This window comes from Gordonia iterans (assembly GCF_002993285.1).
GTDB lineage: Bacteria > Actinomycetota > Actinomycetes > Mycobacteriales > Mycobacteriaceae > Gordonia > Gordonia iterans.
Genome location: NZ_CP027433.1, coordinates 2,872,733 through 2,898,781, shown reverse-complemented (window position 1 = coordinate 2,898,781; position 26,049 = coordinate 2,872,733). Strand labels below are relative to the sequence as shown.

Genomic DNA, 26,049 nt, shown 5'->3' with positions numbered 1-26,049 from the left:
CCGTCACTCCGGGGGAGCCGGGGGCGTGTCGCCCCGTTTGCCGTTGCTCGCTTCGCTCAGCCGCAGGAATTCGAGGTGCCGCTCGTACTGATCGATCACGTCGTTGATCAGCTGCGACTCCGCGTAGTCCATCACGTCGTACCCCTGACCGCCGTTGGACAGGTGCACCTCGAGTCGGCCGTAGTAGTCGTCGCCGCGGCGGGCACGCCCGGCGTACACCGGGATCGCGACCGCGGCACGATGCACGGAGTAGACGAACGGGGATTCGCCCGGCTCCTCGCCTCCGGTCAGCGTCAGCGTGACGCAAGGCGCCTGATCCTCGGGATCGACGGAGGTCTCGACCGTCGACTCGAAACCCGATTCGCGGTACTCGCAGGCCACCTCCTCCAGGGCGTCGGTCACCGGACCGGACAGAAACTCGTCGGTTTCCGCGAGTGAGGGGAAGTGCAGCGCGTGGCTGAGCCGTTCCCGCCAGGAACGGTCGTCGGCGCCTGCGCGGCTCGACAGCACGCGCGGCATGGCCGCTCGGACCCCGTCCGACCGCTGGCCCTCCTCCCGGAGCGATCGCAGCAGACCGATCATCACAGCGATCATCACGAACGCGAACGGAAGTCCCATGATCACGGTCGCCGACTGCAGCGCAGGAATCCCGCCGACCGACAGCACCGCCACCGTGAGCAGGCCGGTGGCGAGGGCCCAGAAGATGCGCGGACTGCTCGCCGCGTCCTGGCGCGGATCGTCGAGCCGGGACGTCAGATTCGCCATCACCAGTGCCGCGGAGTCGGCCGAGGTGACGTAGAACAGCAGCGCAGTCAGCGTGGCGATCACCGCGACCACGCTGAACGCGGGATACTGCGCGAGCAGGTCGTAGAAGCCGCGCTCGGGATCGTCGATGGTGTTCTCGCCGAAGGCGCGGTCGCCGTCGCGGATGGTCTCGATCGCGGCGTTCCCGTAGATCGCGATCCACATCAGGATGTAGGTGAACGGGATGATCAGCACGCCGCCGACGAACTCGCGGATGGTGCGGCCGCGCGAGATGCGCGCGAGGAACATGCCGACGAACGACGCCCAGGCGATCCACCACGCCCAGAAGAACAGCGTCCAGTCCGACATCCAGCTCCCGGTGTCCTCCCACGGGAAGGTCTCCATCGCCATCCCGGGGAAGAGCCGGACGAAGTCGCCGATACTGGCCACCAGCGCGTTGAGCAGGAACTCCGTCTTGCCTGCGATGAGCACCCACAGCGCCAGCGCGATCGCCAGCAGCACGTTGAGCTCGGACAGCAGCTTGATGCCCTTGTCCACGCCGGAGACGGCCGAGACGGTCGCGACCAGCACACCGACGACGATCAGCACGATCTGCGCGGGCAGGCCCGTCTCGATGCCGAATACGACGTTCAGGCCGACGTTGATCATCACCACGCCGATGCCGAGTGAGGTCGCGACGCCGAAGATGGTGCCGAGCACCGCTGCGAGGTCGACGGCGTCGCCGGCCGGTCCGTGGATGCGCCTGCCCAGCAACGGATACAGCGCGGAGCGGATGGCCAGCGGCAACTGGCGGCGGTACGCGAAGTAGCCGAGTGCCATGCCCATCAGGGCGTACATCCCCCACCCGATGATCCCGTAGTGGAAGAGGGTCCAGGCGGTGGCCTGCTGGGCCGCCGCGACGGTCTCGGGCGCCCCGGACGGCGGATGCATGTACTGGGTCACCGGCTCGGCGACGGCGAAGAACATCAGATCGGTGCCGATCCCGGCGGCGAACAGCATGGACGCCCACGAGATCTTGCTGAACTCGGGCGTGGAATGATCCGGTCCGATCTTCGTCCGTCCGTACCGGGACAACGCGATGCAGACGACGAACACCAGGATGAAGGCGGCCAGCGCCACGTAGAACCAGCCGAACCAGGACGAGATCCACCCGACGACGTCGCCGAGCACGGCGGCGGCGTTGTCCGGCCAGATCATCGCCCACAGCGCGATGGCCACGGTGCCGACCGCCGACCCGTAGAAGACGACCCTGTTCAGTTTCGGCGTGCTGGGCCTGGCCCGCGCGAAATCGGACTCGACGGGACCGGTCGGCGCGCTCACGGCGCGGCCTGGGTCGCCGCATCCGCGGAGTTGCGGGGATCGGCCGGCGGCCACCAGAGCGGCATGCCCGCGCCGTGCTTGTAGTAGGGCGCCTCGAGAGGCTCCAGCGGACTGTTCCCGGCGATCAGGTCCGCGGCCTTCTCAGCCAGCATCATGATCGGGGCGTAGATGTTGCCGTTGGTGACGTAGGGCATCGACGAGCCGTCGACGACGCGCAGGCCCTCGACTCCGTGCACCCGCAACGACTCGGGGTCGAGCACGGCATCGTCGCCGGTGCCCATCTTGGCCGTGCACGAGGGGTGCAGCGCCGTCTCGGCGTCCTGCGCCACCCAGTCGAGGATCTCCGCGTCAGTCTGCACCGAGGGGCCGGGGGAGATCTCGCCGCCGTCGAAGGCGGCGAAGGCGGGCTGCGACAGGATCTTGCGCGCCGTGTGGATGATCTCGACCCATTCGCGCCGGTCGTTCTCGGTGGAGAGGTAATTGAACTGGAGCGCAGGATGCCGCAGCGGGTCGCGGGACGTGATTCTCAGGTGGCCGCGCACGTCGGAGTACATCGGTCCGATGTGCACCTGGTAGCCGTGTTCGGCGGCGGGCTGCGAGCCGTCGTACCGGATCGCGATGGGCAGGAAGTGGAACATGATGTTCGGGTAGGCCACCTCGTCGTTGGACCGGGCGAAACCACCGCCCTCGAAGTGGTTGGTGGCCCCGACGCCGCGGCGCAGGAACAGCCATTCGGCTCCGATGCGCGGCTTGTGCCGATGCTTGAGCCACGGACCCACCGACACGGGCTGGGTGCACGCGTGCTGCAGGTACACCTCCAGGTGGTCTTGCAGGTTCGCGCCGACGCCGGGCAGATCGGCGACGACCGGAATGCCCAAGCCTTCCAGGTGTTCCTTCGGGCCGATCCCGGCCAGCTGCAGGATCTGCGGTGAATTGATCGCTCCGCCGCACAGGATCACCTCGCCGGCGTGCGCCCGGTGGATCGCCGTGCGGCCGGCGCGCCGGTACTCGACGCCGGTCACGCGGGCCCCCTGCAGGCGCAGGCCGGTGACCTGGGCGAGGGTTTTGACGGCGACGTTCTTCCGCTTCATGACCGGGTGCAGGTAGGCGCGGGCCGCGCTCAGCCGGCGGCCGTTGTGCACGTTGCGGTCGAACGGCGCGAAGCCCTCTTGCCGGTAGCCGTTCACATCGTCGGTCAGCGGGAACCCGGCCTGCTGCACCGCCTCGAAGAACGCGCCGAACAGCGGGGATGTCGCCGGGCCGCGTTCGAGCACCAGCGGGCCGGATCCGCCGCGCCACTCGTCGGCGCCCGCCAGGCACGTCTCCATGCGTTTGAAGTAGGGCAGGCAGTGGGCGTAGTCCCAGTTCTCCATGCCCGGATCGGCGGCCCAGCGCTCGAAGTCCATCGGATTTCCGCGCTGGAAGATCATGCCGTTGATGCTCGACGATCCGCCGAGCACCTTCCCGCGTGCGTGATACACGCGCCGTCCACCCATGAACGGCTCCGGCTCCGACTCGTAGCCCCAGTCGTAGAAGCGGCTGCCGATCGGGAAGGGGAGCGCCGCAGGCATGTGGATGAAGGGGTCGATCCGGAAATCCGAGTGACCCGCTTCGAGTACCAGAACTCGGGTGCCGGGATCGGCGCTGAGCCGGTTGGCCAGCACGGAACCCGCAGACCCTCCGCCCACGATGATGTAGTCGTATCGGTCGTTCGGCATGCGATCTCCTTCAGCGCCCGAACCAGTACTGCGGTGCGGGATCGATGTTGTGCCAGATGTGCTTGGCCTCGCGGTACTCGGCCAGGCCGGTGGGGCCGAGCTCGCGCCCGTTGCCGGACTGTCCGAAGCCGCCCCACTCGGCGCCGGCGACGTACGGGTGGTAGTCGTTGATCCACACGGTGCCGTGGCGCAGCCGCCCGGCGACCCGCTCGGCGCGGCCGGCATCGCGGGTCCACACCGCGCCGGCGAGACCGTATTGGGTGTCGTTGGCGATGGCGACGGCCGCGTCCTCGGCGGCGGCAGGCGTGTCGCCGCGGAAAGTCTCGACGGTCAGCACCGGCCCGAAGGACTCGTCGTGCACGCAGTCCATCGACGGATCGCAGGCGTCCAGGATCGTCGGCGGATAGAAGTATCCGGGTCCGTCGGGCACGGTCCCGCCGGTGCGCAGCACCGCCCCCTGCTCGACGGCCCTGGCGACGTAGCCGACGACCTTCTCCCGGTGCGCCGCGCTGATCAACGGTCCGGCCTGCGCGGCATCGTCGAACGGTCCGCCGAGCCGGATCCGGCCCGCGCGGGCGACCAACTCGTCGACGAAGCGGTCGTGAATCGACTCCTCGATCACCAGCCGGGCGCCGGCCGAGCAGACCTGCCCGGAGTCGAGGAAGATCGCGGTGAGCGCGCCGTCGACCGCTGACTCGAAGTCGGCGTCGGCGAACACGACGTTCGGGTTCTTGCCGCCCAGTTCCAGCGCGACCCGCTTGACGGTCCCGGCCGCGGCCGCGGAGATGGCCTTGCCGGTGGCCAGTCCGCCGGTGAACGAGACCATGTCCACGTCGGGGTGACTCACCAGCGGCGCACCCGCCCGGCCGCCCGCGCCGAGGAGAAGATTGCCGACGCCGTCGGGCATGCCCTCGGCGGCCAGGGCCCGCAACAGCCAGATCGCGGTCGACGGCGTCAGCTCGCTGGGCTTGAGCACGAAGGTGCACCCGGCGGCGAGCGCCGGCGCGACCTTCCACGACGTCTGAAGCAGCGGAAAGTTCCAGGGCGTGATCAGGGCGCAGACACCGACTGGTTCGTAGACGATCCGGCTCACCACGTCGGTGCGGCCGGTGTCGACGAGCCGCCCGGCGTCGGCGGCGGCGATGTCGGCGTAGTACTCGAACACCGAGACCACGTCGTCCATGTCGATCTGCGCTTCGGTGAACCGTTTGCCGGTGTCGAGTGCTTCCAGTCGCGCCACGTCGTCGCGCTCGGCGCGCAGCCGACCGGCGACCCGCCGGAGCAGGTCGGCGCGAGCGGGGGTCGGAGTCCGCGGCCACGGCCCGGTGTCGAAGGCCCGGCGGGCCGCGGCGATCGCGGCCAGGGCATCGTCGGGGCCGGCCTCGGACACGGTGACCACCGGTGAATCGTCGGCAGGACAGCGGATCTCGCGAGTGCCGCTGTCGGCGGCGGCGCACCAGGCGCCGTCGATGAACAGAGTTTCTGACATGGTGCCTCCGGACGGCCGGTTCCGGCGACCGGCCCGAATCCACCTCTGAACCTAGTGAGGTCGGCCCGGCATTTCAGGAGGCTCGGCGTATCCGCCGGTCAGCGGTGTCATCCGGCGGGGTGCGATGCCCGCGATCGTGGTCCGGCCCGGCCGTCGCGCAGCGGCGGGGCGCTGCGGGCGAACGCCGCCGCCTCGTCGCCGGACAGAAGCCGGGCGGGTTCGGGGTCGCTGCGCAGCGTGCGCTGCAGGGCGGCCGAATCGGGGAGCGGGCCGTCGCTCGCGACGACGACGATGTTGCCGCTGCGCCGGCCCTTGAGCATCGCCGGATCGGAGATCAAGGCGACGTGACCGAACACCTCGGCGACGGTGGCTACTTCCATGCGGGCCGACAGCAGGGATCGGCGGTCGCCGACGTTGGCCAGGTAGAGGCCGCCCGGCGCGAGGACGCGCTTGACCGCCTCGGTGAACTCCACGGTCTTCAGGTGCAGCGGCGTCACCGACTCGGCGAAGGCGTCGCGGATCACGACGTCGCGGGTGTGTTCGGTCAGCGACTCGGTCACCTCGCGCGCATCGCCGACCCGGATCCGCAGGCGCGGGGCGCGGGGAAGGTCGAACCACTCGCGGGCGAGCCGGGCCAGTTCGGCGTCGATCTCGACGGCCACGTGCCGGGATCCCGGGTAGCGGTGCGCGAGGTGGCGAGGCAAGGCGCACGCGGCGGCACCCAGGTGCAGCACCCGCAGCGGGGCCGCAGGGTCGGGATGCGCGTCGGCGATCGCCGCGGCCATCTGGCGCATGTACTCGAATTCGAGATTCTCCGGGTCGAACGGATCGAGGTGGCTGCTCTGCGCCCCGTTGACGGTCAGCAGCCAGCCGCCGACGCCGTCGTCGGTCAATTCGGCGGTGCCGGTGGAGATCTCGAAGCTGCCGGCTTCGGGGTGCGGTGCTTTGGCCATCGGAGGAGATGGTATCCGGACCGATACCATCGGCGGGTGCGCAGGCAGCGAAGGGACGCGATCGGGATGGCCGCCGGAATGGCCGCCGACATGGCCTTCGGGGATCCCCGGCGCGGTCATCCGGTGGCGGTCTTCGGCGCCGCGGCGGCCGCCGCGGAGCGTCGTCTCTACCGGGATTCGCGCCCCTCGGGCGCCGTGTTCGCGGCGGCAGGTGTCGTCGCGGCCGTGGTCGCCGGGGGCCTGGCCGGGCGCGCGGGTACACCGGGGGTGGCGGCGGTGACCTTTTCCGCAGTCGGCGGCACCACACTGTGCCGGGTCGGCGGACGGATCGCCGACGCACTCGATGCCGGCGACCTCGACGGCGCCCGCGCGATGCTGCCCAGTCTGGTCGGCCGCGATCCCAGCCTGCTCGACGAAGCCGGGATCTGCCGTGCCGCGGTCGAGTCGATCGCCGAGAACACCTCGGACGCGACCGTCGCGCCGCTGCTGTGGGGGGCGGCCGCCGGGGCGTCCGGGCTCGCGGGCTATCGCGCGGTGAACACCCTGGACGCCATGATCGGCTACCGCTCGCCGCGGTACCTGCGTTTCGGCTGGGGCGCCGCGCGCCTGGACGACGCCGCGAATCTGATCCCGGCCCGCGTCACCGCGGCGCTCGCCGGGGTGCTCAGCGGACATCCGATTCGCGCGGCGCGCGCGGTACACCGCGATGCGGGCCGGCACCCGAGCCCCAATGCGGGGGTGGTGGAGGCGGCCTTCGCCGGGGCGCTCGGGATCTCGCTGGGCGGCCGGACCGTCTATCCGCACGGGGTGGAGGACCGCCCGGTGCTCGGCGAAGGACGCGTGCCGCAGGCTGCGGATCTGCGTGCGGCGGTGCGGCTCTCCCGCCGCGTGCAGGTCGCGAGCGCGGTGCTGGCGGTCGTCGTGCGAGCCGGGGTCAGCGGCCGTAGCGGCGGGCCAGCCGCGCGGCGACCTCGTCGTCGTGGGTGGTCTCGGCGTCCGAGGCGGTGAATTCACGCAGCGGAGCGTTCGACGGTGTGCGATCGGAGGGCGGCCAGACCTCGGCCGCCCCGGCGGGCTCGGTGGAGGCTTCGGCAGTACCCGCGGCGGCGAGCTCGTCGAGGATGCGCTGGCGCTGGGCGCTGCGGCCGCTCGCGGCGGGAGCATCGCTCGGCGTCTCGCCGTCGTTCGCCGCCTTGAGCGCGCGCCGGTGCTTCACCTCGGCCCACACGAAGTAGCCGATACCGAGCGGCGCCATGATCCCGAAGGCCAGCCACTGCAGACCGTAGGAGAGGTAGGGGCCCGATTCCAGCTGTGGCAGGGTCACCGGGCCGAGACCGCCGGGCTGGTCGGCGGTCAGCTGGACGTAGAACGTGTCCAAGGGGACGTCGGCCGCGGCACCGAGCGCCGCGGTGTCGATCGTGTACGCGGTGAGCCGGCCGTCCTCGATGCGCGGCTCCTTGCCGGGGCTGGTCGATTCGGATTTGCGGAGACGAGCATGGAGGGTGACCTGTTCGGCCGGTGCGCCGGGGGAGCTGACCGAGCCGTCGGCGCCGGGCCGGAGGTAGCCGCGGTCGACCAGGATCGTCCGGTCCGAGCCGGTGATCTGGAACGGCGTCAGCACCTCGACCGCAGGCCGGTCGTCCACCGAGCGAAGGCGCAGCAGAGCCTGCTTGTCGGTCAGATAGCGCCCGGTCATGGTGACCTCGCGCCATTCGTCGTCGGCGGGCATCGTCGAACCGGGCGGAACCAGTTCGTCGAGCGGGACGGCGGGGGTGCTGACGGCGCCGTGGATGAGCGAGTTGCGGTGCTCGGTCTCGGAGTTCTTGCCGAGTTGCCACGGAGCGAGGATCAGGAAGCACGCGGCGGCGAACGCGACGACGAGCACCGTGGCGAGCAACCACCCGGGCTTGAGGAAGGTTCGCAGCAAGTGCACGGCCTCCAGCCTACCGACGCGTTCGGCGGACCCGGCCGGGCAGGCTCAGTCCTGCGCGTCGAGCGTTGCGTACACCCAGGCGAGCAGTCCGGGCACGGCTGCCTCGATCTGCTTGCGGACGGCGACGAAGTCCTCCGGTCCGCCGTAGTACGGATCGACCACGTCCTCGTCGTCGGCGGCGGGGTCGAAGCTGCGCAGCAGGCGGACGCGTTCGCCGAGGCGCTTGCGCTGCAGCTCGCGGGTATGACCGGAGTCGAGGGCGATCAGGAGATCAGCCGACAGGTGCTCGGGCCCGAGCTGGGCGGCGACGTGGTCGTCGGAGTAACCGTTGGCCAGCAGTTCGGTGCGGGCGCGGTTGTCGGCGGGTTCGCCGACGTGCCATCCGCCGGTGCCGGCGCTGGTGACCCGGACCCGGTCGGACAATCCGGCCTCGGCCACCGCCGAGGTGAAGATCGACGCAGCCATCGGCGACCGGCAGATGTTGCCGGTGCAGATGAAAGTGATGTGCAGCTTGTCGGGGTTGTCAGACACCCAGCACCTCGCGCAGTTGCGGGACCGTGTGCACGGTCCACGTGGCTTCGTCGACCTCCCCCGGGCGAGCGTAACCCCACCCCACGGCGATCGTGGGGATGCCGAAGGACGCGGCTCCGTCGACGTCGTGGGAGCGGTCTCCGATCATGACAATGGGGGTCGTCATCTGCTCCAAGCCTAGTACGTCCAGGGCGCGGGCGATGACTTGTGCCTTGCTTCGGCGTGTGCCGTCGGCGCTGGCCCCCGCAATCACGGTGAAATGCCCGGCGAGGCCGAAGTGCTCCAGCATGCGGCGGGCGGTGCTCTCGAACTTGCTGGTGGCGAGCGCGAGGGTGCGCCCGGATACGGAGAGTTCGGCGAGCAGATCGGCCATGCCGTCGAAGACCCGGCACTCGAGCCAGCCGACCGCCTCATAGCGCTCGCGGTACGCCGAGACTGCGCGCTGAGCGTCGTCGGGGGAGAAGCCGTAGGCCAGCATCGAGTCGAGCAGCGGCGGCCCGGCGATCCCCCGGAGCACCTCCGGCGCCGGCGCCGGCGCGCCCAGCGCGGCGACCGCGTGCGCGAACGACGCGGAGATTCCCGGGAAGCTGTCGGTGACGGTGCCGTCGAGGTCGACGAGCAGCACCGTCGCCGGGTCGGCGGGGTCGGGGAGGCGGAGGGCGTTCACGGCGGTCACGTTCTCCATGGTGCACCCTTCGGCGTGGCACGCAGGCCCACGTAGGGTCTCGGTCATGTGCTCCGGTCGACTCGCGCCCCCCGACGCCGGGCTGTTCGCGCCGGACCGCCACGGCGACCGCGATGCCGCGCCGGGCCTGATCGACTTCGCCGTCAACGTCCAGCCGGGACCGCCTCCGTTCGTCATGCGGGCGCTGCGCGATCGGATCGGCGACCTCGCCGCATATCCCACTCTCGACGACGAGCAGCGCGCCCGCCGAGCGGTCGCGGCCGCGCACGGCCGCGTCGCGGAGGAGGTGCTGCTGCTCGACGGCGCCGCCGAGGGCTTCGAGGTGCTGGCCCGGCTCGCGCCGCGGCACGCCGCGCTGGTCGCACCGTCGTTCACCGAACCGGAACGAGTGCTGCGGGAGGCCGGGGTGCGCTGTTCGCCGGTGGTGCTGGGCGCGCCGTGGCGGCTGGCCGGGGCAGCGGTTCCCGAGGACGCCGATCTGGTGGTCGTGGGCAATCCGACCAACCCGACTTCGGTCCTGCACTCGCGCGAGGAGATCCTCGCACTGCGCCGGCCGGGGCGGATCGTCGTGGTCGACGAGGCCTTCGCCGACCTGACGCGGGATCCGGCGACCGGCACCCGGGAGCCGCAGTCGCTGGCCGCGGAGCTGCCGGAAGACGTGGTGGTGATCCGCTCGATCACCAAGACCTTCGGGCTGGCCGGGCTACGCGCCGGGTACCTCCTGGCCGCACCGGAGGTGATCGGCCGGCTCAGCGCGGGTCGGCGGCACTGGCCGCTCGGGACGCTCGCCCTGGCGGCGCTCGCGGAGTGCCTCGGGGCCGAGGGCGAACGCTACGCCGCCGCACTGGCGGAGCGGATCGCGGACGACCGCGCCCGGCTGACCGCGCTGCTGGACGATGCCGGGATCGAGGTAGCCGCCGCCGCGGCGGCACCGTACGTGCTGGTCCGCGTGCCCGACGGGCTGGCGATGAAGGCCGCACTCGCCGAGCGAGGCTTCGGGGTGCGCAGCTGTGCCAACTTCACCGGGCTGGGACCGGAGTATCTGAGGCTGGCGGTGCGGTCTGCCGATCCGGCCGCCCGGCTGGTCCAGGCGATGCAGGATGTTCTCGACACGAGAAGGAGTTCGACATGACGGTGACCCTCGGCGAGGTGGTCGCTCGCCTCGACGACGCCTATCCGCCGCGGTTGGCCGAATCCTGGGACGCGGTCGGCCTCGTGTGCGGCGATCCGGCAGACGAGGTCTCCGCGGCGCTGGTGTGCGTCGACGTGACCGAGGCGGTGGTCGACGAGGCGCTGGCGAGCGGAGCGCAGCTGATTCTGGCGCATCATCCGCTGCTGCTGCGCGGCGTGGAGTCGGTGGCGGCCGACACCCCGAAGGGCCGGCTGATCCACCGGCTGATCAGGGGCGGCTGCGCGCTGTTCGCGGCGCACACCAATGCCGACAAGGTGCGCGGCGGCGTCTCCGATGCGCTGGCCGACGTCCTCGGGTTGCAGGCGACGACTCCGCTGCAGCCCGAACCGGCGCAACCCCTCGACAAGTGGGTGGTGATGGTGCCCGAAGGCAACACCGAGCAGGTCAGCGAGGCGATGTTCGACGCCGGGTGTGGCGCGATCGGCGACTACCGCGACTGCATGTGGAGTGTCGTCGGAACCGGCCAGTTCCTGCCGCTCGACGCGGCGAATCCGGCGGTGGGCGCGATCGGCGACCTGACTCGGGTCGACGAGGCCCGCGTGGAGGTGGTGGCGCCCCGGGGACGTCGTACGGCCGTGCTGGAAGCGCTGCGCGCGGCGCACCCGTACGAGGAGCCGGCGTTCGACGTCTTCGCGCAGGTGGCGCTCGACAGCGACGTCGGCCTCGGCCGCATCGGCCGGCTTGCCGAGCCGATGTCGCTGCGCGAGTTCGTGTCCGATGTCGGCCGGGTGCTTCCGACGGCGCCCTGGGGAGTACGCGCCGCCGGCGACCCGGACGCGGCGGTCTCCACGGTCGCGGTGTGCGGCGGCGCCGGCGACTCGCTGATCGGTGCGGCGACCGCCGCGGGTGCGGATGTGTATCTGACCGCCGATCTCCGGCATCATGTGGTGGACGAGGCGCTGCGATCCGGCAGTCCCGCGCTGATCGACGCCGGGCACTGGGCCACCGAGTTCCCCTGGTGTGTCGGAGCCGCCGAGCTGCTCGCCGACATCGGTTGCGCGGCAACGGTTCACCAGCCGCCTACCGACCCTTTCAACCTCCATTGCCCGACCCGGACGAGAGACGAAGAGACCCGATGAAAGCCTCACCTGCCGGACAGCGCCGGCTGCTCGACCTCGCCGACCTGGACGCCGAAATCGCGCGTGCCCGCCACCGGCTGCGGAGCCTTCCCGAGGCCGAGCAGGTGGTGGCGGTCGACGCCGAACTCGCCGCCGCGCACGGCGACGTCGAGAAGGCGCAGGCTGCCGTCGACGAGTTGCAGACCGAGTACGAGAAGGTCGATGCCGAACTCACCGGTATGACCGAGCACGCCGCGCGCGATCGTGCGCAGCTGGAGGCCGGGAACCTCGGCCACAAGGCGATGTCGGAGATGCAGCACGAGCTAGCCGGGCTGGAGCGTCGCCGCGACCTCCTGGAGTCAGACCTGCTGGAGATCATGGAGCGCCAGGAAGCGCTCGGCATGGAACTGGAGCGGGCCGAGGCCACCGTGCTCACGCTGGAGACCAGGCGCACCGAGGCGGTGACGGCCCGCGATCATGCCACCGCCACCACCGAGAACGAGGTCACCGAGTTCCTGAGCCGGCGCGCCGCGGTCGTGGCCGAGATTCCCGGCGATCTGCTCGCCGTCTACGAAAGGCTGCGTGAGCAGGGGCGCGTGGGGGCCGGATTGCTGCGGCAGAAGCGCTGCGGCGCGTGCCGGATGGAACTGGATCCGCGCACGCTGAGCGCGGTCGCAGCAGCCGCCGAGGACGACGTGGTGCGGTGCGAGGAGTGTGACGCGATCATGGTGCGCACCGAGCAGTCGGGACTGCCGAAGGCGGGCGCTGCGCAGTGAATTCGGGCGGTGCACCGCGTTCCAGCGCAGGGAACTCACCGAACTGGCAGGGCCAGACGGCGGATCCGACCCGGTTGCTGCTGCTGCGGCACGGGCAGACGCCCCTGTCGGTGGACCGCCGTTACTCTGGACACGGCGATCCAGAGCTCACTGAACTCGGTCGCGCCCAGGCGGCGGGCTCGGCGGCCCGATTCGCTGCCGCCGCCGGGACGGACGCCGGGCGGATCGACGTGATCGTCTCGTCTCCGCTGGCACGGGCGCGAGCCACCGCGCAGGCCGTGGGCGACGCGGTGGGACTGCCCGTCGTCGTGCACGACGGTCTGATCGAGACCGATTTCGGGGAGTGGGAGGGCCTGACCTTCCGCGAAGCGGCGCAGCGCGATCCCGACTTGCACCGGCGGTGGCTGAGCGACGTCGACGTGCCGCCGCCCGGCGGAGAGAGCTTCGCGCAGGTGGCTCAGCGCCTCGCGGTGACGAAGGCAGATCTGCTGGCGACCTACTCCGGTGCGCGGGTGCTGGCCGTGAGCCATGTGACACCGATCAAGACGGTGCTGCGCGATGCGCTCGGCGTCGGTCCGGAACTGCTGTTCCGCCTGCACCTGGATCTGGCGTCGCTGTCGATCGCCGAGTTCTTCCCGGACGGCGGGTCGGTCGTCCGGCTGGTCAACGACACCGGCCACCTGTGATGCCGATCAGCCGTGAGGCCGGCGAGGCTCGGTCTGCAGTAGTGTGAGGAGCGCGAACGAGTCGGCCGGGCGGCCGCGGCGTCCGGAACCGTGCGGTACCCCGTGCAGGCCGGTGTCGAGGAAAGTCCGGACTCCGCAGAGCAGGGTGGTTGTTAACGGCAACCCGGGGCGACCCGCGGGACAGTGCCACAGAGAACAGACCGCCCGCTGCCCAGTGCGGCGGGTAAGGGTGAAACGGTGCGGTAAGAGCGCACCAGCGCCGCGAGTGATCGCGGCGGCTAGGTAAACCCCACCCGGAGCAAGGCCGAAGTCCGCACCGTCGGCGGTGCGGGTGCGCGAGTGCATGAGGACTGCTCGTCCGAGCTCGCGGGTTGGCTGCTGGAGGCGCCCGGCGACGGGTGTCGGAGATGGATGGTCGCCCCCGGCCTCACGGCTGGGACAGGATCCGGCTTACAGGCCGGCTCGTTCGCGCCGACCTGCTCTTCTTCGGCGACACCGCGGAGGTACGACGATGACTCAGCCCTGGTTGCGGGCGCCGGACCTGGATTTCGCTCGGGTGCGTGACGAACTGGGCCTGACCGCGGACTTCCCGGCAGAGGCCATGACCGAGGCCGAGCGCGCCGCTGATCGGTACGTGGGCCGGCGCGCCGACCGCCGCGATCTGGAACTGGTCACCATCGACCCGCCGAGTTCGATGGACCTCGATCAGGCGCTGCGCGTGCGTCCCGACGGCGACGGGTACTTGGTGCACTACGCGATCGCCGACGTCGCCGCGCTGGTGACTCCGGGGGGAGCGCTCGATACAGAGACCCGCCGCCGCGGCGCGACGGTCTACTTTCCGGACGGCAACGTCCCACTGCATCCGCGGGTGCTGTCAGAGAGCGCCGGATCGTTGCTGCCGCAGCAGGATCGGGCCGCCGTGCTGTGGACCGTGCGCGTCGACTCCGCCGGCGACGTGCGGGAGACGACGGTGGAGCGTGCCACGGTCCGTTCGCGGGCTCGGTTCGACTACGCGCAGGTGGCCGCCGATGCCGCCGCCGGCTCCTTGCACCCGGCGATCACCGGATTGCCGGCGTTCGGTGCCGCTCGTGAGGAGTGGGCCCTCGACCGCGGCGCAGTGATGCTGGAACTGCCGGATCAGGAAGTGGTTCGCAACGACGACCCGCGCAAAGCCCGTGCCTGGACTCTGCGGCTGGCGCCCAGCACCCCTGCCGATCGGTGGAACGCGCAGGTCTCGCTGCTGGTGGGGATGTGCGCCGGGACGATCATGCGGGAGCATGGCACCGGCTTCTTCCGCACGCTGCCGGCCGCCTCCGAAGATGCCGTCGACGACCTCAGGGAGACTGCGGCGCGACTCGGCGTGCCGTGGCGGGAGGGGCTCTCGCCCGGCCGCTTTCTGGCCGGTCTGGATCCGGCCGCGCCGTCGACCCTGGCCTTGATGTCGACGGGCGCCTCGCTGATGCGGGGCGCGGGCTACCGCGCGATCCTCCCGAGTGAGGATTTCGGACCGTCGGACGCCGATCTGGTGCACGCCGGGGTCGGTGGCCTGTACGCGCACGTGACCGCACCGCTGCGCCGGCTCGCCGACCGGTACGCCACCGAGGTCTGCTTGGCGGTGACTGCGGGGAGACCGGTCGAGGACTGGGTGGTCGAGGCGCTGCCCGGGTTGGGCAAGATCATGAGCGGCGCCAACTCGGTGGCGTCCTCGGCGGCTCGCCGCAGCGTCGACCTTGCCGAGGCCACGGTGCTCTCCGACCAACTCGGCGCCCGGTTCACGGCAACGGTGATGCGCGCGGCGAACGAGCGCAAGGCAGCGGAGATCTTCATCGCCGAACCGGCGATCATCGCGCCGTGCGACGCTGCGCCGTCACCCGGTCAGGCGTGCACCGCCGAGGTGACCGTCGCCGATCCTCAGGCGGGAAGCGTGGGCTTCACCGCGGTCGCTGCGGGCGCGGCGGGCTGACGCCGGTCGCCCGGTGTCAGGCGACCCAGTATCCGCGGGTGATTCGCCATCGGCCGATGGCCGGCCGGTCGGTCGGCGGTCCGGTCGTATCCGGTGCTGTGACCTCTGTACATCGTGCGGCGACCTCCGGTGGCCCGGCAGCATCAGGTGGCCCGGCGGCGTCGGGTGGTCCGAGGTCGCCGGGTGATCCGACGACGTCCTCGGGTGGCGCGGGGTCGTCTGGTCCGGTCGCTGTGGTCGGGTGGCTGGGGTCGGGTGCGAGGCGTTCGGGGTGGAACATGATGTTGCTCTGCCACCGGAGGTCGCGTCCGACGGGCCGCCACCCGACGTGTCCGGCGTCGGAACCGAAGGTGAGGACCGTCGACTCCCAATGCCCGGCAGTCTTGCCGTTCATCCGGTTGTGCCGTCCGCACGCCCCACCCAACCGATCGATACCTGTCCTGAGCGGAGTCGAAGGGTCGGTCTGCCCGTCGTCGGTCCAGTCGGGCATGCTCAGGACTACGCCTGCCGGTGGCCTTGGAGAACACCGCCAGATACGGGACGGTGTCGGCGGCGAACTGCACCAGATCAGACACCGGCATGCGGGTGCCGGTCGCCGTCCAGCCGATCCCGGCCTGCCGGGCCAGATCCTCGTCGGTGACGGTCACGACTACTTGTGAGGGGATCCGGGTGGGTGCGGGTTGCCCGGCCAGCGCGAGGGCCCAGTCGCACAATGCTTCGAGGGCGTCGTGCTGACGCTGCCCGAGCGTGCGGGTGTCCCGCTCGGCGGCGGCCGCCAGGACCGCCGGGTCGAGGCCGGGTTGGTCGGCCGCGCCGCGTGGGGAGTCGGGGTCGTCCGGGTTGTTCATCCCGGTGGTGGCCCATTGGTGCAGGACCACCTCCAGCTTGGCGCGCAGCACGGGGGTGAGTAGCGCGCGGACTTTGCTCATCAGTTGCCGGTTCTGCGGCTGCAGGTTGAAGGTACGACGGCGCTGACGGTCGTGGTCGTCGGCGAGGGTGCCGTCGGGGTCGAGCCAGGCCAGGATCCGGTTACCGACCACGGTGACTGCGGCCGGGTCCAGGCGGCGGGCGGCGTCGGCGAGCATGCCTTCGGCTTTGACGCGCTGATCGTGGGTGACCGCCGAGGGGAGCTTGTCCATGATCTCGGTCACGGCGGCGACGTGGGCGCCGCCGGCGTCCCCATCGCCGACGGCGGCCGCGGTCGCCGCCAGTCGGGGTTCGAGGCGTTCGCCGGTCAACGTGCCCATGGCGCCGATGCCTTCGGCGGTGACCCGGCGGCGGCGGGCCTCACCGACACCGAGACGGGCACCGTGGGCATACAGCTGGTGGGTCGAGATGTGCCCGGCACGCCGATACACGCCACGGTCGGAGATTCGGTGGATCGAGCTTGTCGAGATTTCGATGTAGAGCGCGGCGTCGAACACCTCCGCCCGGCGGTGGGTCTGTTCGCGGGCGTCGAGCAGACCCAACAGACCGTTGTCGGATTCGGCGGCCAACAGTGCGGTCGCCTCGGTGCTCAAGCGTTTCTCGGCGGCGGCCTGCACCGCCAGCAGTTCTGCGGGCGACAGGCCGGCGATCAGCGTGTCGGGGTCGAAACCAGCGGCGTCGAAACGTGCGGTGCTGGGCCCGCTCCGGGCGGCGTCGTCGTTGTACGAGATGCCGTTGACGGTCACGATGTTCACCTCCCCCGAAGTGCTGTTCCCGCTGGTAGAACAAGATACCCTGGTTCTCGTTGTGTGTCTGACATCACTCTACGACGAGGCTCTGACAAAACCGGTCTCGACCATATGGGCGACGGGCGAACCGGCGGGAACGGTGGTGATTTCGACGTGAGTTCCTGACGTCCGTCGAAGGGTGGTTTCTGAGCCCCGTCGAAGGGCTGCGCTCGCTCAGTCATCGAGTGAGCGCGCTCGCTCGTTCATAGGCAGGGGAATCGCTGAATCGTCGATGAGGTGATTTCGACTCGTGGTTCCTGAGCTCCGTCGAAGGGCTGCGCTCGCTCAATCAGCGAGAAAGGGTGCTGCTCGATCAATCAGCGAGAGAGGGCGCTCGCGTAATCATCGAGAGAGGCCGGCGTACACCGCGACGGGGAGACCCTCGACGCGGTGGACCTGGACGTCGGTCTCGAAGATGTCCGAGAGCAGGGCGGCGTCCATGATCTCGTCGGGGGTGCCGTCGGCGGCGATGACGCCGTCCTTGAGCGCGATGATCCGGTCGGCGTAGGAGGCCGCGAAGTTGAGGTCGTGGATCACGACGACGATGGTGCGGCCCAGCTCGTCGGCAGCCCTGCGCAGCTGCCGCATCATCGACACCTGGTGGCGGATGTCGAGATTGTTCAGCGGCTCGTCGAGCAGGATCACCGGGGTGTCCTGCGCCAGTGTCATCGCGACGAAACCGCGCTGACGCTGCCCGCCGGACAGCTCGTCGAGGAAGCGATCGGCAAGATCTGCGAGATCGAGAAAGGCGATCGCCTCGTCGACGATCCGCTCGTCCTCGGCGGTGAGATGCCCGCGCGAGTACGGGAACCGGCCGAACGAGACCAGGTCCCGCACAGTGAGGCGCGCGTTGACGCCGTTGTCCTGCCGGAGCACCGACAGCCGTTTGGCGGCCTCGCGCGGCTTGAGCGAATCGATGTCTACCCCGTCGAGGGTGGCGGTGCCGGAGGATCTGTCCAGCAGGCGCCCCAGGATGGTCAACAGCGTCGACTTGCCGGCGCCGTTCGGCCCGACCAGAGCGGTGATCCCACCGTCGTCGAAGCGGCCCGAGACCGGGCCCAGGACCATCTTCTCCGCGTACGACTTGGTGAGCCCGGAGAACTCGATCACATCGATCCCTTTCGGAACAGCAGCACACCGAGGAAGACCATGCCGCCGCAGAACTCGATGACGACGGTCAGCATCACATCGGTGCCGAGGACATTGGTGTTGATCAGCAGCTGGCCTGCGGCGAGGGTGACGATGCCGATGAGAACCGCCATCGGCATCGTGGCCCGATGCCGCCAGTCACCGGACACCTGGTAGGCGAGCGTGGCGATGATGAAGCCGAAGAACGTCAGCGGCCCGACGAGTGCCGTGCTGACTGCCATCAGAACGGCGATCAGCGCGAGGGCCACGGTCAGCTCTCGGCGGTGGTCCAGGCCGAGGCTGGTCGCCGGCTCACGGCCGAGCAGCAGCACGTCGTACACGTGCCGGCGCCGCCAGACGACGACGGCGACGATCGCGACCAGGGTGCCGGCGACCGGAAGCAACTGCGCGTTGACGTCCGACACCCTCCCGTACATGTTGAGGAAGAGCGCATCGAAGTCGGTGGGGGAGAGCAGCCGCTGCAGGAACTCCGCCACCGACCGGAACGCCAGGCCGAGCACCACACCGGTCAGCAGCAGCAGGAACAGACTGCCGAAGCGCCGCCCGAACAACCAGCCGTACAGGACGATCGCGAACAGGACCATCGTGACCGTCTGCATCAGGAACTGGCCGACGCTGTCGGAGTTGACGATGAAGCTCGCTCCGGCGATGCTCACCGCGACCGTCTGGATCAGTACGTACAACGAGTCGAAGCCGATGATCGACGGCGTCAGGATCCGGTTGTGGGTGACGGTCTGGAACAGGACGGTCGCGATGCCCTGACTCACTGCGGCGATCACGATGGCGATGGCCGTGTTCACCCGCCTGCCGAAGGTGAGCCCGAAGACCTTCTCCACCTCCAGCCCGTGGATGCCGTTGCGCAGCAGCAGGAATGCGGCCAATGCGGCAGCGGCGAACAGGGCGGCGATCAAGAGCCTGGCCTGCCAGGGGACGCGGGCGCCGCGACCGGCGCCGATCGAGGGAGCGGCGGTGGCCGATTCAGAGAGCGACACGGTTCCTCCCGGTCAGCAGGATTCCGAGGAAGACAATGGACCCGACGACGCCCATCGTCACCGAGACCGGGATCTCCATCGGACGGACGACGACGCGCCCGATCAGGTCGCAGGTCACGATCATCACCGTGGCCAGCACGGCGATCCACGGTAGATTGCGGCGCAGATCGTCCCCCCGCAGCGCGCTGATGATGTTCGGGACCACGAGGCCCAGGAAGGGCAGGAACCCGACGACGACGGAGGTGACGCCGGTGGCCAGTGCGACCATCGTGACGCCGAGGGCGACGATCACGCCGTAGCGCATGCCCAGGCTGACCGCCACGTCCCGGCCCAGACCGGCGATGGTGAAGTAGTTCGCCAGCGCAAAACAGGCGATGGCGATCACCGCGACCGCCCACAGCGGCTCGTAGAAGCCGCGCACCACACTGTTGAAGCCGCCCGACCGCCAGGCGGTCAGCGACTGGAGCAGCTGCGTCTTGTTGGCGATGAAGGTCGCCGCGGCGCCGACGACGGCGCCCATCATGATGCCGACCAGCGGCACGATGGCCGAGCGGCGGGCCCGGATGCCGGAGATGATGCCGAGGAAAGCGAAGGTGCCGATCATCGCCGTCGCGGTGGCGACGAGCATCTTCACCAGGGGCGGCGAATGGGGGATCAGCAGCCAGCTCAGCAGCACACCGAGACCGGCCCACTCGGCCGTTCCCGCAGTGGTCGGTTCGACGAACCGATTCTGCGTCAGCCGCATCATGATGACGCCGGAGAAGCTCATCGCGATGCCTGCGAATACCAGCGCCAGGGTGCGGGGCACGCGCGAGATGAAGAACATGCGCCACATCTCGTCGTCGCCGGTCAGCAGCCCGCCGACGGTGATGTGGTACTCGCCGACCATCAGCGAGCACAGCAGCAACACCACGCACGCGACGGCGAGTGCGGGCAGCACCCAGCCGCGACCCGTCCGCCCCGAGTCGGGGGGACGGGCCGCGGCGGTCCGGGCGGGTGCCGTCACCTACTTCGCGGCACCGAGGGCATCGGCGATCTGCTGGTAGCTCGCACCGTAGGACTGGATGCCCTCGCGGAGGTAGAACGCCGGATCCAGGTAGATCACCTGGTTCTTCTGCATGAACTCGGTGCCGGCGAAGGCCTCCTGCGCATCGAAGACGGCCTTGGCGGCCTGCGGCTGCTCTCCGTCCTCCGCGGTGGCGGCGTCGCGATCCATCACGATGACCCACTGCGGGTTCGCCTGGGCGATGGCCTCCGGGGTCAGTCCCGAGTTCTGGTGGTGGTCGCCGGCCTGACCGGCGAAGACGTCCTTCAGATCGAGCGGCGCGATCAGCGGCTCCATGCGCTTGGCGCCGTTGTCGATCTTGCCGCCGCTGACGATGGCCAGGAACACGGTCTGACCGGTGCTCACGGCCTTGGCCGCGTCGAGCTTGCCGGTGAACTCGTCGACGATCTCGGTGGCCTGATCCTGCTTGCCGAAGATCTCGCCGAGGGTCTCGGTCTGCCGGATCATCGCCGCCACGCGGCCGCCCTCGGCGGTATCCGATGCGGCGATGTCGATGGTGGCACCACCGGTCTGGTCGGTGATCTTGGTCAGCTCGTCGTAGTACTTCTCGAAGCGGTAGCCGGCGATGATCAGATCGGGATCGACGTCCTCGATCACCTCCATCTTGGGCTCGCCGTGCGTGCCGACGTCGGCGATGTCCGGGTCGTCGATCCAGTCCTGGAAGATACTCGGGGCCAGCAGTCCCTTCGGGACGGCGACCGGGGTCACACCCATCGCCTTGACCGTCTCGGCCGAAGTGTTGTCGAGGACGACGACGCGCTGCGGGTCGCGCGGCACCTGCACCTCGCCCTCGTTGGTGGCGACGGCGATCGTGTCGCCGTTCGACGACGAGTCGCTCGAGGAACACGCGGTGAAGACGAGGGCCAGGATCGCCAGGATCGCGAGCACCGGCGCCGTCTTGGCCAGACGGTGGGACATCGGGGAACCTTCCGGAAGTAGGGCGTTGCGTCGCAGAACGACGTCTGCCAGCCGAGGCTACCCTGACTTAGGCCATGCTTCGCAAACTGCGCGTCCGGCGGTCGGGGTCACTCGGGCGATGTCCCTAACGAGCGTCGAGGTAGGCCTGCACAGCCTCGCGGCCGCGCAGTTCCTCGCGGGCATCGAGACGGCCGAGCACGAACAGCGCGTGCGGCGAGAGGCCGGGCTTCGTGGCGATCTGTGCGAGCTTCTCCCGGTTGACGGCGGTGTCGTTGAAATCGCCGAGATGAGTCTGGATCGCCGCGGCCTTCGCTGCCGCTTTGACCGCATCCTTGAGCCGCAGCGGTTTGGCCGCATCCGCGGTGTAGCGCACGGCCTTAGCGCGTTTGCGGATGCGGTGCACCTGCTCGACCCACTCGTCAGTCCAGGGCTCGAAGTCGTCGAGTCTGCGCTCGGCCTTGCGGATTCGTTTGCGGGCGTGCTCGATGCCGGCCAAGGCGACCTTCTCCGCCGACCGTTCCGCGTCCGGGCCCGGTCGCGGATTGGCGATCAGGTCGTCGAGGTCGTCGAGGAGCTTCAGATAGCGCTGGGTCGAGAGAGCGAAACGCACCGACTTCAGTGCGCGCTCCTGACGGGCGAGCTGATCGTCGATCAGGGCGGCTCGCAGGTCGGCGGGCGGATCGGACTCCCGCTCCAGCAGGCCGGCGTTGATCTCGAGCTGCACCTCGCAGTCGCGGGCCTCGCCGAGCACTTCGCCGAGAGCGCTCAACTCCGCGCCGAGCGTCCCGGTGACGTCGGGGTCCAGGACGTCCGGGAACGAGGTGAGCACGGAGCGGAGCTTGCGTGCCGTGACCCGCATCTGGTGGACCGCGTCATAGGCGTTCACGCGGACCGCAGGATCCCATTCGATCAGCGAATCGCGGTGGGTGGCAAGGGAATACAGGACCAGATCCAGTCCTGTCGGCCTCTTCGGCAGCTTGTTCGGCGCGTGTACGTGCGGTTCTGTTCCGATCGCTCGCGCCAGCTTGGAGATGCTCGACGCGGAGCGCGCTCCGGAACCCCGCAGCAGGCGGGCGGCGGGCTTGAGCAGCTTCGCGTCGCCGCCGGTGAGTTCGAACTCCCACTCAGCCCACTCCTTGGTCACGTGCGACTGGTGCGCATGAGAGAGGACCCGGTCGGAACAGAACTCGGCGACCGAGGCGCCCTCGGCGTCGTACAAGACGGTGACGGTGCGCTCGTTGGTGATCTCGGCGACCGGGATCAGCGGCCGGTTCCGGACGATCGCGAGGATCGCCGCGCGGATCTCCGGGGGGATGCTGCCGTCCGGCGGTACGTCGTCGAAACTCACCGCCAGTTCGCGGCGGGCACCGGTGCCTGCCGCCGGACGCTTGAGGTGCCAGCCGGCGTCGGTGCCGCCGGTGCGCCGGCGCAAGGTGATCTTGCGTGCCGCGAGGTCGTGCGTGGGCGTGTCCAGGTAGGTGGCGACCAACTCGTAACGGTGCGGGTCGCCGACCCGTCCGTCCGGGACGAGGGAGGCCAGGGGTGGGGCCGGCTGGCCGGCGTCGACGTCGAACTTCAGCTCCACCTCGATCGATTCGCGTGCGCTCAACGGTTTCCTCCTGGGGTGTCGCCGGCAGCGGCGAACTGGTCGGTCGCCGCGACGAGGCGGTCGACGATTCCGGGTTCGAACGAAGCGTGTCCCGCATCGTCGACGATGTGCAGCTCGGCCTGCGGCCACGCGCGGTGCAGGTCCCAGGCGCTGCGCATCGGGCAGACGACGTCGTACCGCCCCTGCACGATCACCCCCGGGATGTGCGCGATCTTCCCGATGTCGGCCAGCAACTGGCCGTCGTCCAGGAAGCCGTGGTTCACGAAGTAGTGGTTCTCGATGGTCGCGAAGGCCAGGTCGAAACGTGGATCGGGTGACGAATCCGATTGCGGCCGAAGATAACTGGTTCGGTTCTCCCAGCGGGTCCAGGCGCTCGCAGCGTGCCTCGCGGCTTCGCGGTCGGCGCCGGTGAGGAGCCGGTGGTAGGCCTGCACCAGGTCGCCGTCGCGCTCGGCCTCCGGGATCGGAGCGAGATAGTGCTCCCACTCGTCGGGGAACAGGTGCGCCGCGCCGCCGTTGTAGTACCAGTCGATCTCGGCGCGGCGCAGCAGGAAGATGCCGCGCAGCACCAGTTCGGAGACACGATCGGGATGCGCCTGCGCATACGCGAGGCCCAGTGTGGAACCCCACGAACCGCCGAAGACCTGCCACCGGCGGATTCCGAGGTGCTCGCGCAGCTTCTCCATGTCGCCGATCAGCGCCTGCGTGTTGTTCGTCGACAGATCCGCACCCGGCCGTCGAGTCCCGCTCGCGCTGCTCCCCGCGAGGTCCTCGATGTGTGGACGAGAGCGGCCGCACCCGCGCTGGTCGAACAGGACGATGCGATACCGGTCGGGATCGAAGAACCGGCGCTGCTCGCCCGAGGTTCCGCCGCCCGGTCCTCCGTGCACGAAGACCACGGGCTTGCCGTCAGGGTTTCCCGAAGTCTCCCAATAGATTTCCTGATCGTCGCCGACCGTCAGGTGCCCGGAAGCATGGGGTTCGATGGCCGGATAGAGACCGCGCATAGCGCCCAGCCTAGCGGTGTCGGTGAAGCCTGGCCCGCCGCCGCAGAAAGTCGGCGGCGCCGAGCCGAGGATCCGGCTCAGTACGAGTGCTCGGCACCCGGGAACTGCGACCGAGCGACTTCGTCGGCGTAGGTGCGGGCCGCGGTGCGCAGGTCGTCGCCCAGCGTCGCGTAGCGCTTGACGAACTTGGCGGTCCTGCCGTGGGTGTAGCCGGCCATGTCCTGCCAGACCAGTACCTGCGCGTCGGTCTCGTAGCCGGCGCCGATGCCGACCGTGGGGATGGTGAGCTTGCGGGTGATCTGCCCGGCGAGATCGGCCGGCACCATCTCCATCACGACGGCGAAGGCGCCCGCCTCCTGCACCGCGATGGCATCGGCGATCAGCTGGTCGGCGCCGTCGCCGCGGCCCTGCACGCGGTAGCCGCCGAGGGTGTTGACGCTCTGCGGAGTGAAACCGACGTGTGCCATCACCGGGATTCCGGCGGCGGTGAGCGCGGCGATCTGCGGAGCGATCCGCTCGCCGCCCTCGAGTTTCACCGCGTGCGCCCCGCCGTCCTTGAAGAACCGGATCGACGACTCGAGCGCCTGCTGCGGGCTCACCTCGTAGCTGCCGAACGGCAGATCGGCGACGACAAGCGCATGCGGGGCACCGCGCACCACGGCGCGGACCAGGGGGATCAGTTCGTCGACCGAGACCGGAACAGTGGTGTCGTAGCCGTAGACGACGTTGGCGGCGGAGTCGCCGACGAGGAGGACCGGGATCTCGGCGTCGTCGAAGATCGCGGCGGTGGAGTAGTCGTACGCGGTGAGCATCGCCCACTTGTGGGCTTCGGCCTTCCACTCCGCGAGATGCTGCACGCGGGTCTTGCGGCGCTGAGCGGACTGGGCGGCGGGGGCCGCAGACGGGGCGGCGGAACCGTAGATCGGTGCGTCGGACATGACGGGTCTCATTTCTGCCTCGAGTCCCGCTCGGCGGGTACCCGGGTTGGATGCGGACAGTGCAAGTCTTGCACCGTACCGGGGAGTAGGCCCCGTCGAGACCGGTGGTCTTCGTCACAGCTCCGCAGTGCTCTTACGCTGGTGGATCGGGCGATGTGTAACACGCGCGTAACAGGTGGGGCATAGGGTGCGGTCATGGATCGCCAACAGGAATTCGTGCTGCGCACCCTTGAGGAGCGGGACATCCGCTTCGTCCGGCTGTGGTTCACCGACATCCTCGGATACCTCAAGTCCGTGGCGATCGCACCGGCCGAATTGGAGGGGGCCTTCGCCGAGGGCATCGGCTTCGACGGCTCGTCCATCGAGGGGTTCTCGCGCGTCTTCGAAGCCGACATGGTCGCCAAGCCCGATCCGTCGACGTTCCAGGTGCTGCCGTGGGAGTCCGACGGCCGTCACTACTCGGCCCGCATGTTCTGCGACATCGCGATGCCCGACGGCACCCCCGCGTGGGCCGATCCGCGCCACGTCCTGCGCAGGCAGCTCGGCAAGGCCGCCGACCAGGGTTTCAGCTGTTACGTGCACCCGGAGATCGAGTTCTACCTGCTCAAGAACATGCCGTCCGACGGTTCGGTGCCGATCCCGGCCGACAACGGCGGGTACTTCGATCAGGCCGTGCACGACACCGCGCCGAACTTCCGGCGGCACGCCATCGAGGCGCTCGAGGCGATGGGCATCTCGGTCGAATTCAGTCACCACGAGGGCGGGCCCGGCCAGCAGGAGATCGACCTGCGCTACGCCGATGCTCTCAGCATGGCCGACAACGTGATGACGTTCCGGTACCTGGTCAAGGAGGTGGCCATGCGCGACGGTGTGCGGGCGACCTTCATGCCCAAGCCGTTCAGCCAGCACCCGGGTTCGGCGATGCACACTCACATGAGTCTGTTCGAGGGGGAAGCCAACGCCTTCCACGATCCCGACGACCACCTGCAGCTCTCGCCGGTCGGTAAGCAGTTCATCGCCGGGATCCTGACCCACGCCGACGAGATCAGCGCCGTCACCAATCAGTGGGTCAACAGCTACCGCCGGCTGGTGCACGGCGGGGAGGCGCCGACCGCCGCCACCTGGGGGCGAGCCAACCGCTCGGCCATGGTGCGCCTGCCGATGTACACGCCGAACAAGGCGTCGTCGCGGCGCGTGGAGATCCGCACCCCGGACTCGGCGTGCAATCCCTACCTCTCGTTCGCGGTGCTGCTGGCGGCCGGCCTCAAGGGGATCGCCGAGAGCTACGAGCTCCCCGAGGAGGCCGAGGACAACGTCTGGGAGCTGACCGCGGGGGAGCGTCGTGCGATGGGGTACCGGGAACTGCCGAACTCGCTCGCCGAGGCGCTGAACGTGATGGAGAAGTCCGAATTGGTGGCCGAAGCACTCGGCGAGCACGTGTTCGACTACTTCCTGCGCAACAAGTGGGCGGAGTGGTCGGAGTACCGCGCCCGCGTGACGCCGTACGAGTTGGAGAGCTACCTCCCGCTGTGAGGGCGCCGCGCCGGGGCGGTCGGCGGGATCTGCGGTCTGTAGGAACCTCCACT

At 69.8% G+C, this 26,049-nt stretch carries 21 protein-coding genes, 1 other RNA gene and 1 pseudogene; 8 read left to right on the top strand and 15 right to left on the bottom strand.

The annotated features are described in order from the left end of the window. Nucleotides 1-3: 3 nt before the first annotated feature. The 4 genes from betT to C6V83_RS13265 form a co-directional block, all read right to left on the bottom strand. Nucleotides 4-2,085 carry a choline BCCT transporter BetT gene (gene betT / locus C6V83_RS13280; RefSeq protein ID WP_105942795.1) on the bottom strand — a complete coding sequence of 694 codons (2,082 nt, stop codon included), beginning with the start codon at nt 2,083-2,085 and terminating at the stop codon, nt 4-6. Next, the gene (betA, locus tag C6V83_RS13275; protein ID WP_105942794.1) at nt 2,082-3,803 is read right to left on the bottom strand and encodes a choline dehydrogenase; all 1,722 of its coding nucleotides are present in this window, start codon (nt 3,801-3,803) and stop codon (nt 2,082-2,084) included. Before betA ends, betT begins: the two co-directional genes overlap by 4 nt. Before the next feature lie 10 nt (nt 3,804-3,813). Then, nucleotides 3,814-5,292: an aldehyde dehydrogenase family protein gene (locus C6V83_RS13270; RefSeq protein WP_105942793.1), complete on the bottom strand. Its 1,479-nt coding sequence runs from the start codon at nt 5,290-5,292 to the stop codon at nt 3,814-3,816. Between the two features lie 107 nt (nt 5,293-5,399). Beyond that, nucleotides 5,400-6,245, bottom strand: a complete 846-nt coding sequence (locus tag C6V83_RS13265; RefSeq protein WP_105942792.1) for a spermidine synthase — start codon at nt 6,243-6,245, stop codon at nt 5,400-5,402. A gap of 36 nt (nt 6,246-6,281) precedes the next feature. On the opposite strand from C6V83_RS13265, the gene C6V83_RS13260 reads away from it, so the two are divergent. Then, nucleotides 6,282-7,253: a cobalamin biosynthesis protein gene (locus C6V83_RS13260; protein WP_199832517.1), complete on the top strand. Its 972-nt coding sequence runs from the start codon at nt 6,282-6,284 to the stop codon at nt 7,251-7,253. Here C6V83_RS13260 and C6V83_RS13255 read toward each other — a convergent pair. From C6V83_RS13255 to C6V83_RS13245, 3 genes are read right to left on the bottom strand one after another with little or no spacing between them, the layout of a single operon-like run. Then, a complete protein-coding gene (locus C6V83_RS13255) occupies nt 7,180-8,178 on the bottom strand; it encodes an SURF1 family cytochrome oxidase biogenesis protein (RefSeq protein WP_105942791.1) in 999 nt (332 codons plus the stop codon). The genes C6V83_RS13260 and C6V83_RS13255 overlap by 74 nt on opposite strands. 45 nt (nt 8,179-8,223) lie before the next feature. Then, nucleotides 8,224-8,709: a low molecular weight protein-tyrosine-phosphatase gene (locus C6V83_RS13250; protein WP_105942790.1), complete on the bottom strand. Its 486-nt coding sequence runs from the start codon at nt 8,707-8,709 to the stop codon at nt 8,224-8,226. After that, complete coding sequence (locus C6V83_RS13245; RefSeq protein ID WP_105942789.1) at nt 8,702-9,394, bottom strand: HAD hydrolase-like protein; 693 nt, start codon at nt 9,392-9,394, stop codon at nt 8,702-8,704. The genes C6V83_RS13250 and C6V83_RS13245 overlap by 8 nt, the downstream gene beginning before the upstream one ends. Nucleotides 9,395-9,440: 46 nt before the next feature. Here C6V83_RS13245 and cobC point away from each other — a divergent pair, with 46 nt between their 5' ends. The 6 genes and pseudogenes from cobC (at nt 9,441) to C6V83_RS13215 (ending at nt 15,069) form a co-directional block, all read left to right on the top strand. Next, complete coding sequence (gene cobC, locus C6V83_RS13240; RefSeq protein ID WP_199832516.1) at nt 9,441-10,526, top strand: Rv2231c family pyridoxal phosphate-dependent protein CobC; 1,086 nt, start codon at nt 9,441-9,443, stop codon at nt 10,524-10,526. Further along, nucleotides 10,523-11,665: a Nif3-like dinuclear metal center hexameric protein gene (locus tag C6V83_RS13235; protein WP_105942787.1), complete on the top strand. Its 1,143-nt coding sequence runs from the start codon at nt 10,523-10,525 to the stop codon at nt 11,663-11,665. The genes cobC and C6V83_RS13235 overlap by 4 nt, the downstream gene beginning before the upstream one ends. Next, the gene (locus tag C6V83_RS13230) at nt 11,662-12,420 is read left to right on the top strand and encodes a zinc ribbon domain-containing protein (RefSeq protein ID WP_105942786.1); all 759 of its coding nucleotides are present in this window, start codon (nt 11,662-11,664) and stop codon (nt 12,418-12,420) included. The genes C6V83_RS13235 and C6V83_RS13230 overlap by 4 nt, the downstream gene beginning before the upstream one ends. Then, nucleotides 12,366-13,106: pseudogene (locus tag C6V83_RS13225) on the top strand (histidine phosphatase family protein); the annotation flags it as partial. The gene C6V83_RS13230 and the pseudogene C6V83_RS13225, both read left to right, overlap by 55 nt. Before the next feature lie 57 nt (nt 13,107-13,163). Then, nucleotides 13,164-13,575, top strand: an RNA gene (rnpB, locus tag C6V83_RS13220) — RNase P RNA component class A. Between the two features lie 42 nt (nt 13,576-13,617). Beyond that, the gene (locus tag C6V83_RS13215) at nt 13,618-15,069 is read left to right on the top strand and encodes an RNB domain-containing ribonuclease (RefSeq protein ID WP_105942784.1); all 1,452 of its coding nucleotides are present in this window, start codon (nt 13,618-13,620) and stop codon (nt 15,067-15,069) included. Nucleotides 15,070-15,212: 143 nt separating this feature from the next. Here C6V83_RS13215 and C6V83_RS13210 read toward each other — a convergent pair whose 3' ends face one another. The 8 genes from C6V83_RS13210 to panB form a co-directional block, all read right to left on the bottom strand. Then, nucleotides 15,213-16,742 carry a DUF222 domain-containing protein gene (locus tag C6V83_RS13210; protein ID WP_159067517.1) on the bottom strand — a complete coding sequence of 510 codons (1,530 nt, stop codon included), beginning with the start codon at nt 16,740-16,742 and terminating at the stop codon, nt 15,213-15,215. A gap of 384 nt (nt 16,743-17,126) precedes the next feature. Beyond that, nucleotides 17,127-17,894: an iron ABC transporter ATP-binding protein gene (locus C6V83_RS13205; RefSeq protein ID WP_105942782.1), complete on the bottom strand. Its 768-nt coding sequence runs from the start codon at nt 17,892-17,894 to the stop codon at nt 17,127-17,129. Then, the gene (locus C6V83_RS13200; RefSeq protein WP_105942781.1) at nt 17,891-18,925 is read right to left on the bottom strand and encodes an iron chelate uptake ABC transporter family permease subunit; all 1,035 of its coding nucleotides are present in this window, start codon (nt 18,923-18,925) and stop codon (nt 17,891-17,893) included. Before C6V83_RS13200 ends, C6V83_RS13205 begins: the two co-directional genes overlap by 4 nt. Then, the gene (locus C6V83_RS13195) at nt 18,912-19,862 is read right to left on the bottom strand and encodes an ABC transporter permease (protein ID WP_105943943.1); all 951 of its coding nucleotides are present in this window, start codon (nt 19,860-19,862) and stop codon (nt 18,912-18,914) included. Before C6V83_RS13195 ends, C6V83_RS13200 begins: the two co-directional genes overlap by 14 nt. A 69-nt stretch (nt 19,863-19,931) precedes the next feature. Next, nucleotides 19,932-20,909 carry a siderophore ABC transporter substrate-binding protein gene (locus tag C6V83_RS13190; protein ID WP_105942780.1) on the bottom strand — a complete coding sequence of 326 codons (978 nt, stop codon included), beginning with the start codon at nt 20,907-20,909 and terminating at the stop codon, nt 19,932-19,934. 124 nt (nt 20,910-21,033) lie between these two features. Continuing rightward, nucleotides 21,034-22,518, bottom strand: a complete 1,485-nt coding sequence (locus C6V83_RS13185) for a CYTH and CHAD domain-containing protein (RefSeq protein WP_105942779.1) — start codon at nt 22,516-22,518, stop codon at nt 21,034-21,036. Next, the gene (pip, locus tag C6V83_RS13180) at nt 22,515-23,525 is read right to left on the bottom strand and encodes a prolyl aminopeptidase (RefSeq protein ID WP_105942778.1); all 1,011 of its coding nucleotides are present in this window, start codon (nt 23,523-23,525) and stop codon (nt 22,515-22,517) included. The genes C6V83_RS13185 and pip overlap by 4 nt, the downstream gene beginning before the upstream one ends. Nucleotides 23,526-23,602: 77 nt before the next feature. Beyond that, nucleotides 23,603-24,463: a 3-methyl-2-oxobutanoate hydroxymethyltransferase gene (gene panB, locus C6V83_RS13175; RefSeq protein WP_105942777.1), complete on the bottom strand. Its 861-nt coding sequence runs from the start codon at nt 24,461-24,463 to the stop codon at nt 23,603-23,605. A 195-nt stretch (nt 24,464-24,658) separates the two neighbouring features. Here panB and glnA point away from each other — a divergent pair, with 195 nt between their 5' ends. Continuing rightward, entirely contained in the window at nt 24,659-25,996 is a 1,338-nt protein-coding gene (gene glnA / locus C6V83_RS13170) for a type I glutamate--ammonia ligase (protein WP_105942776.1), read from the top strand. The last annotated feature ends 53 nt before the right edge of the window (nt 25,997-26,049 follow it).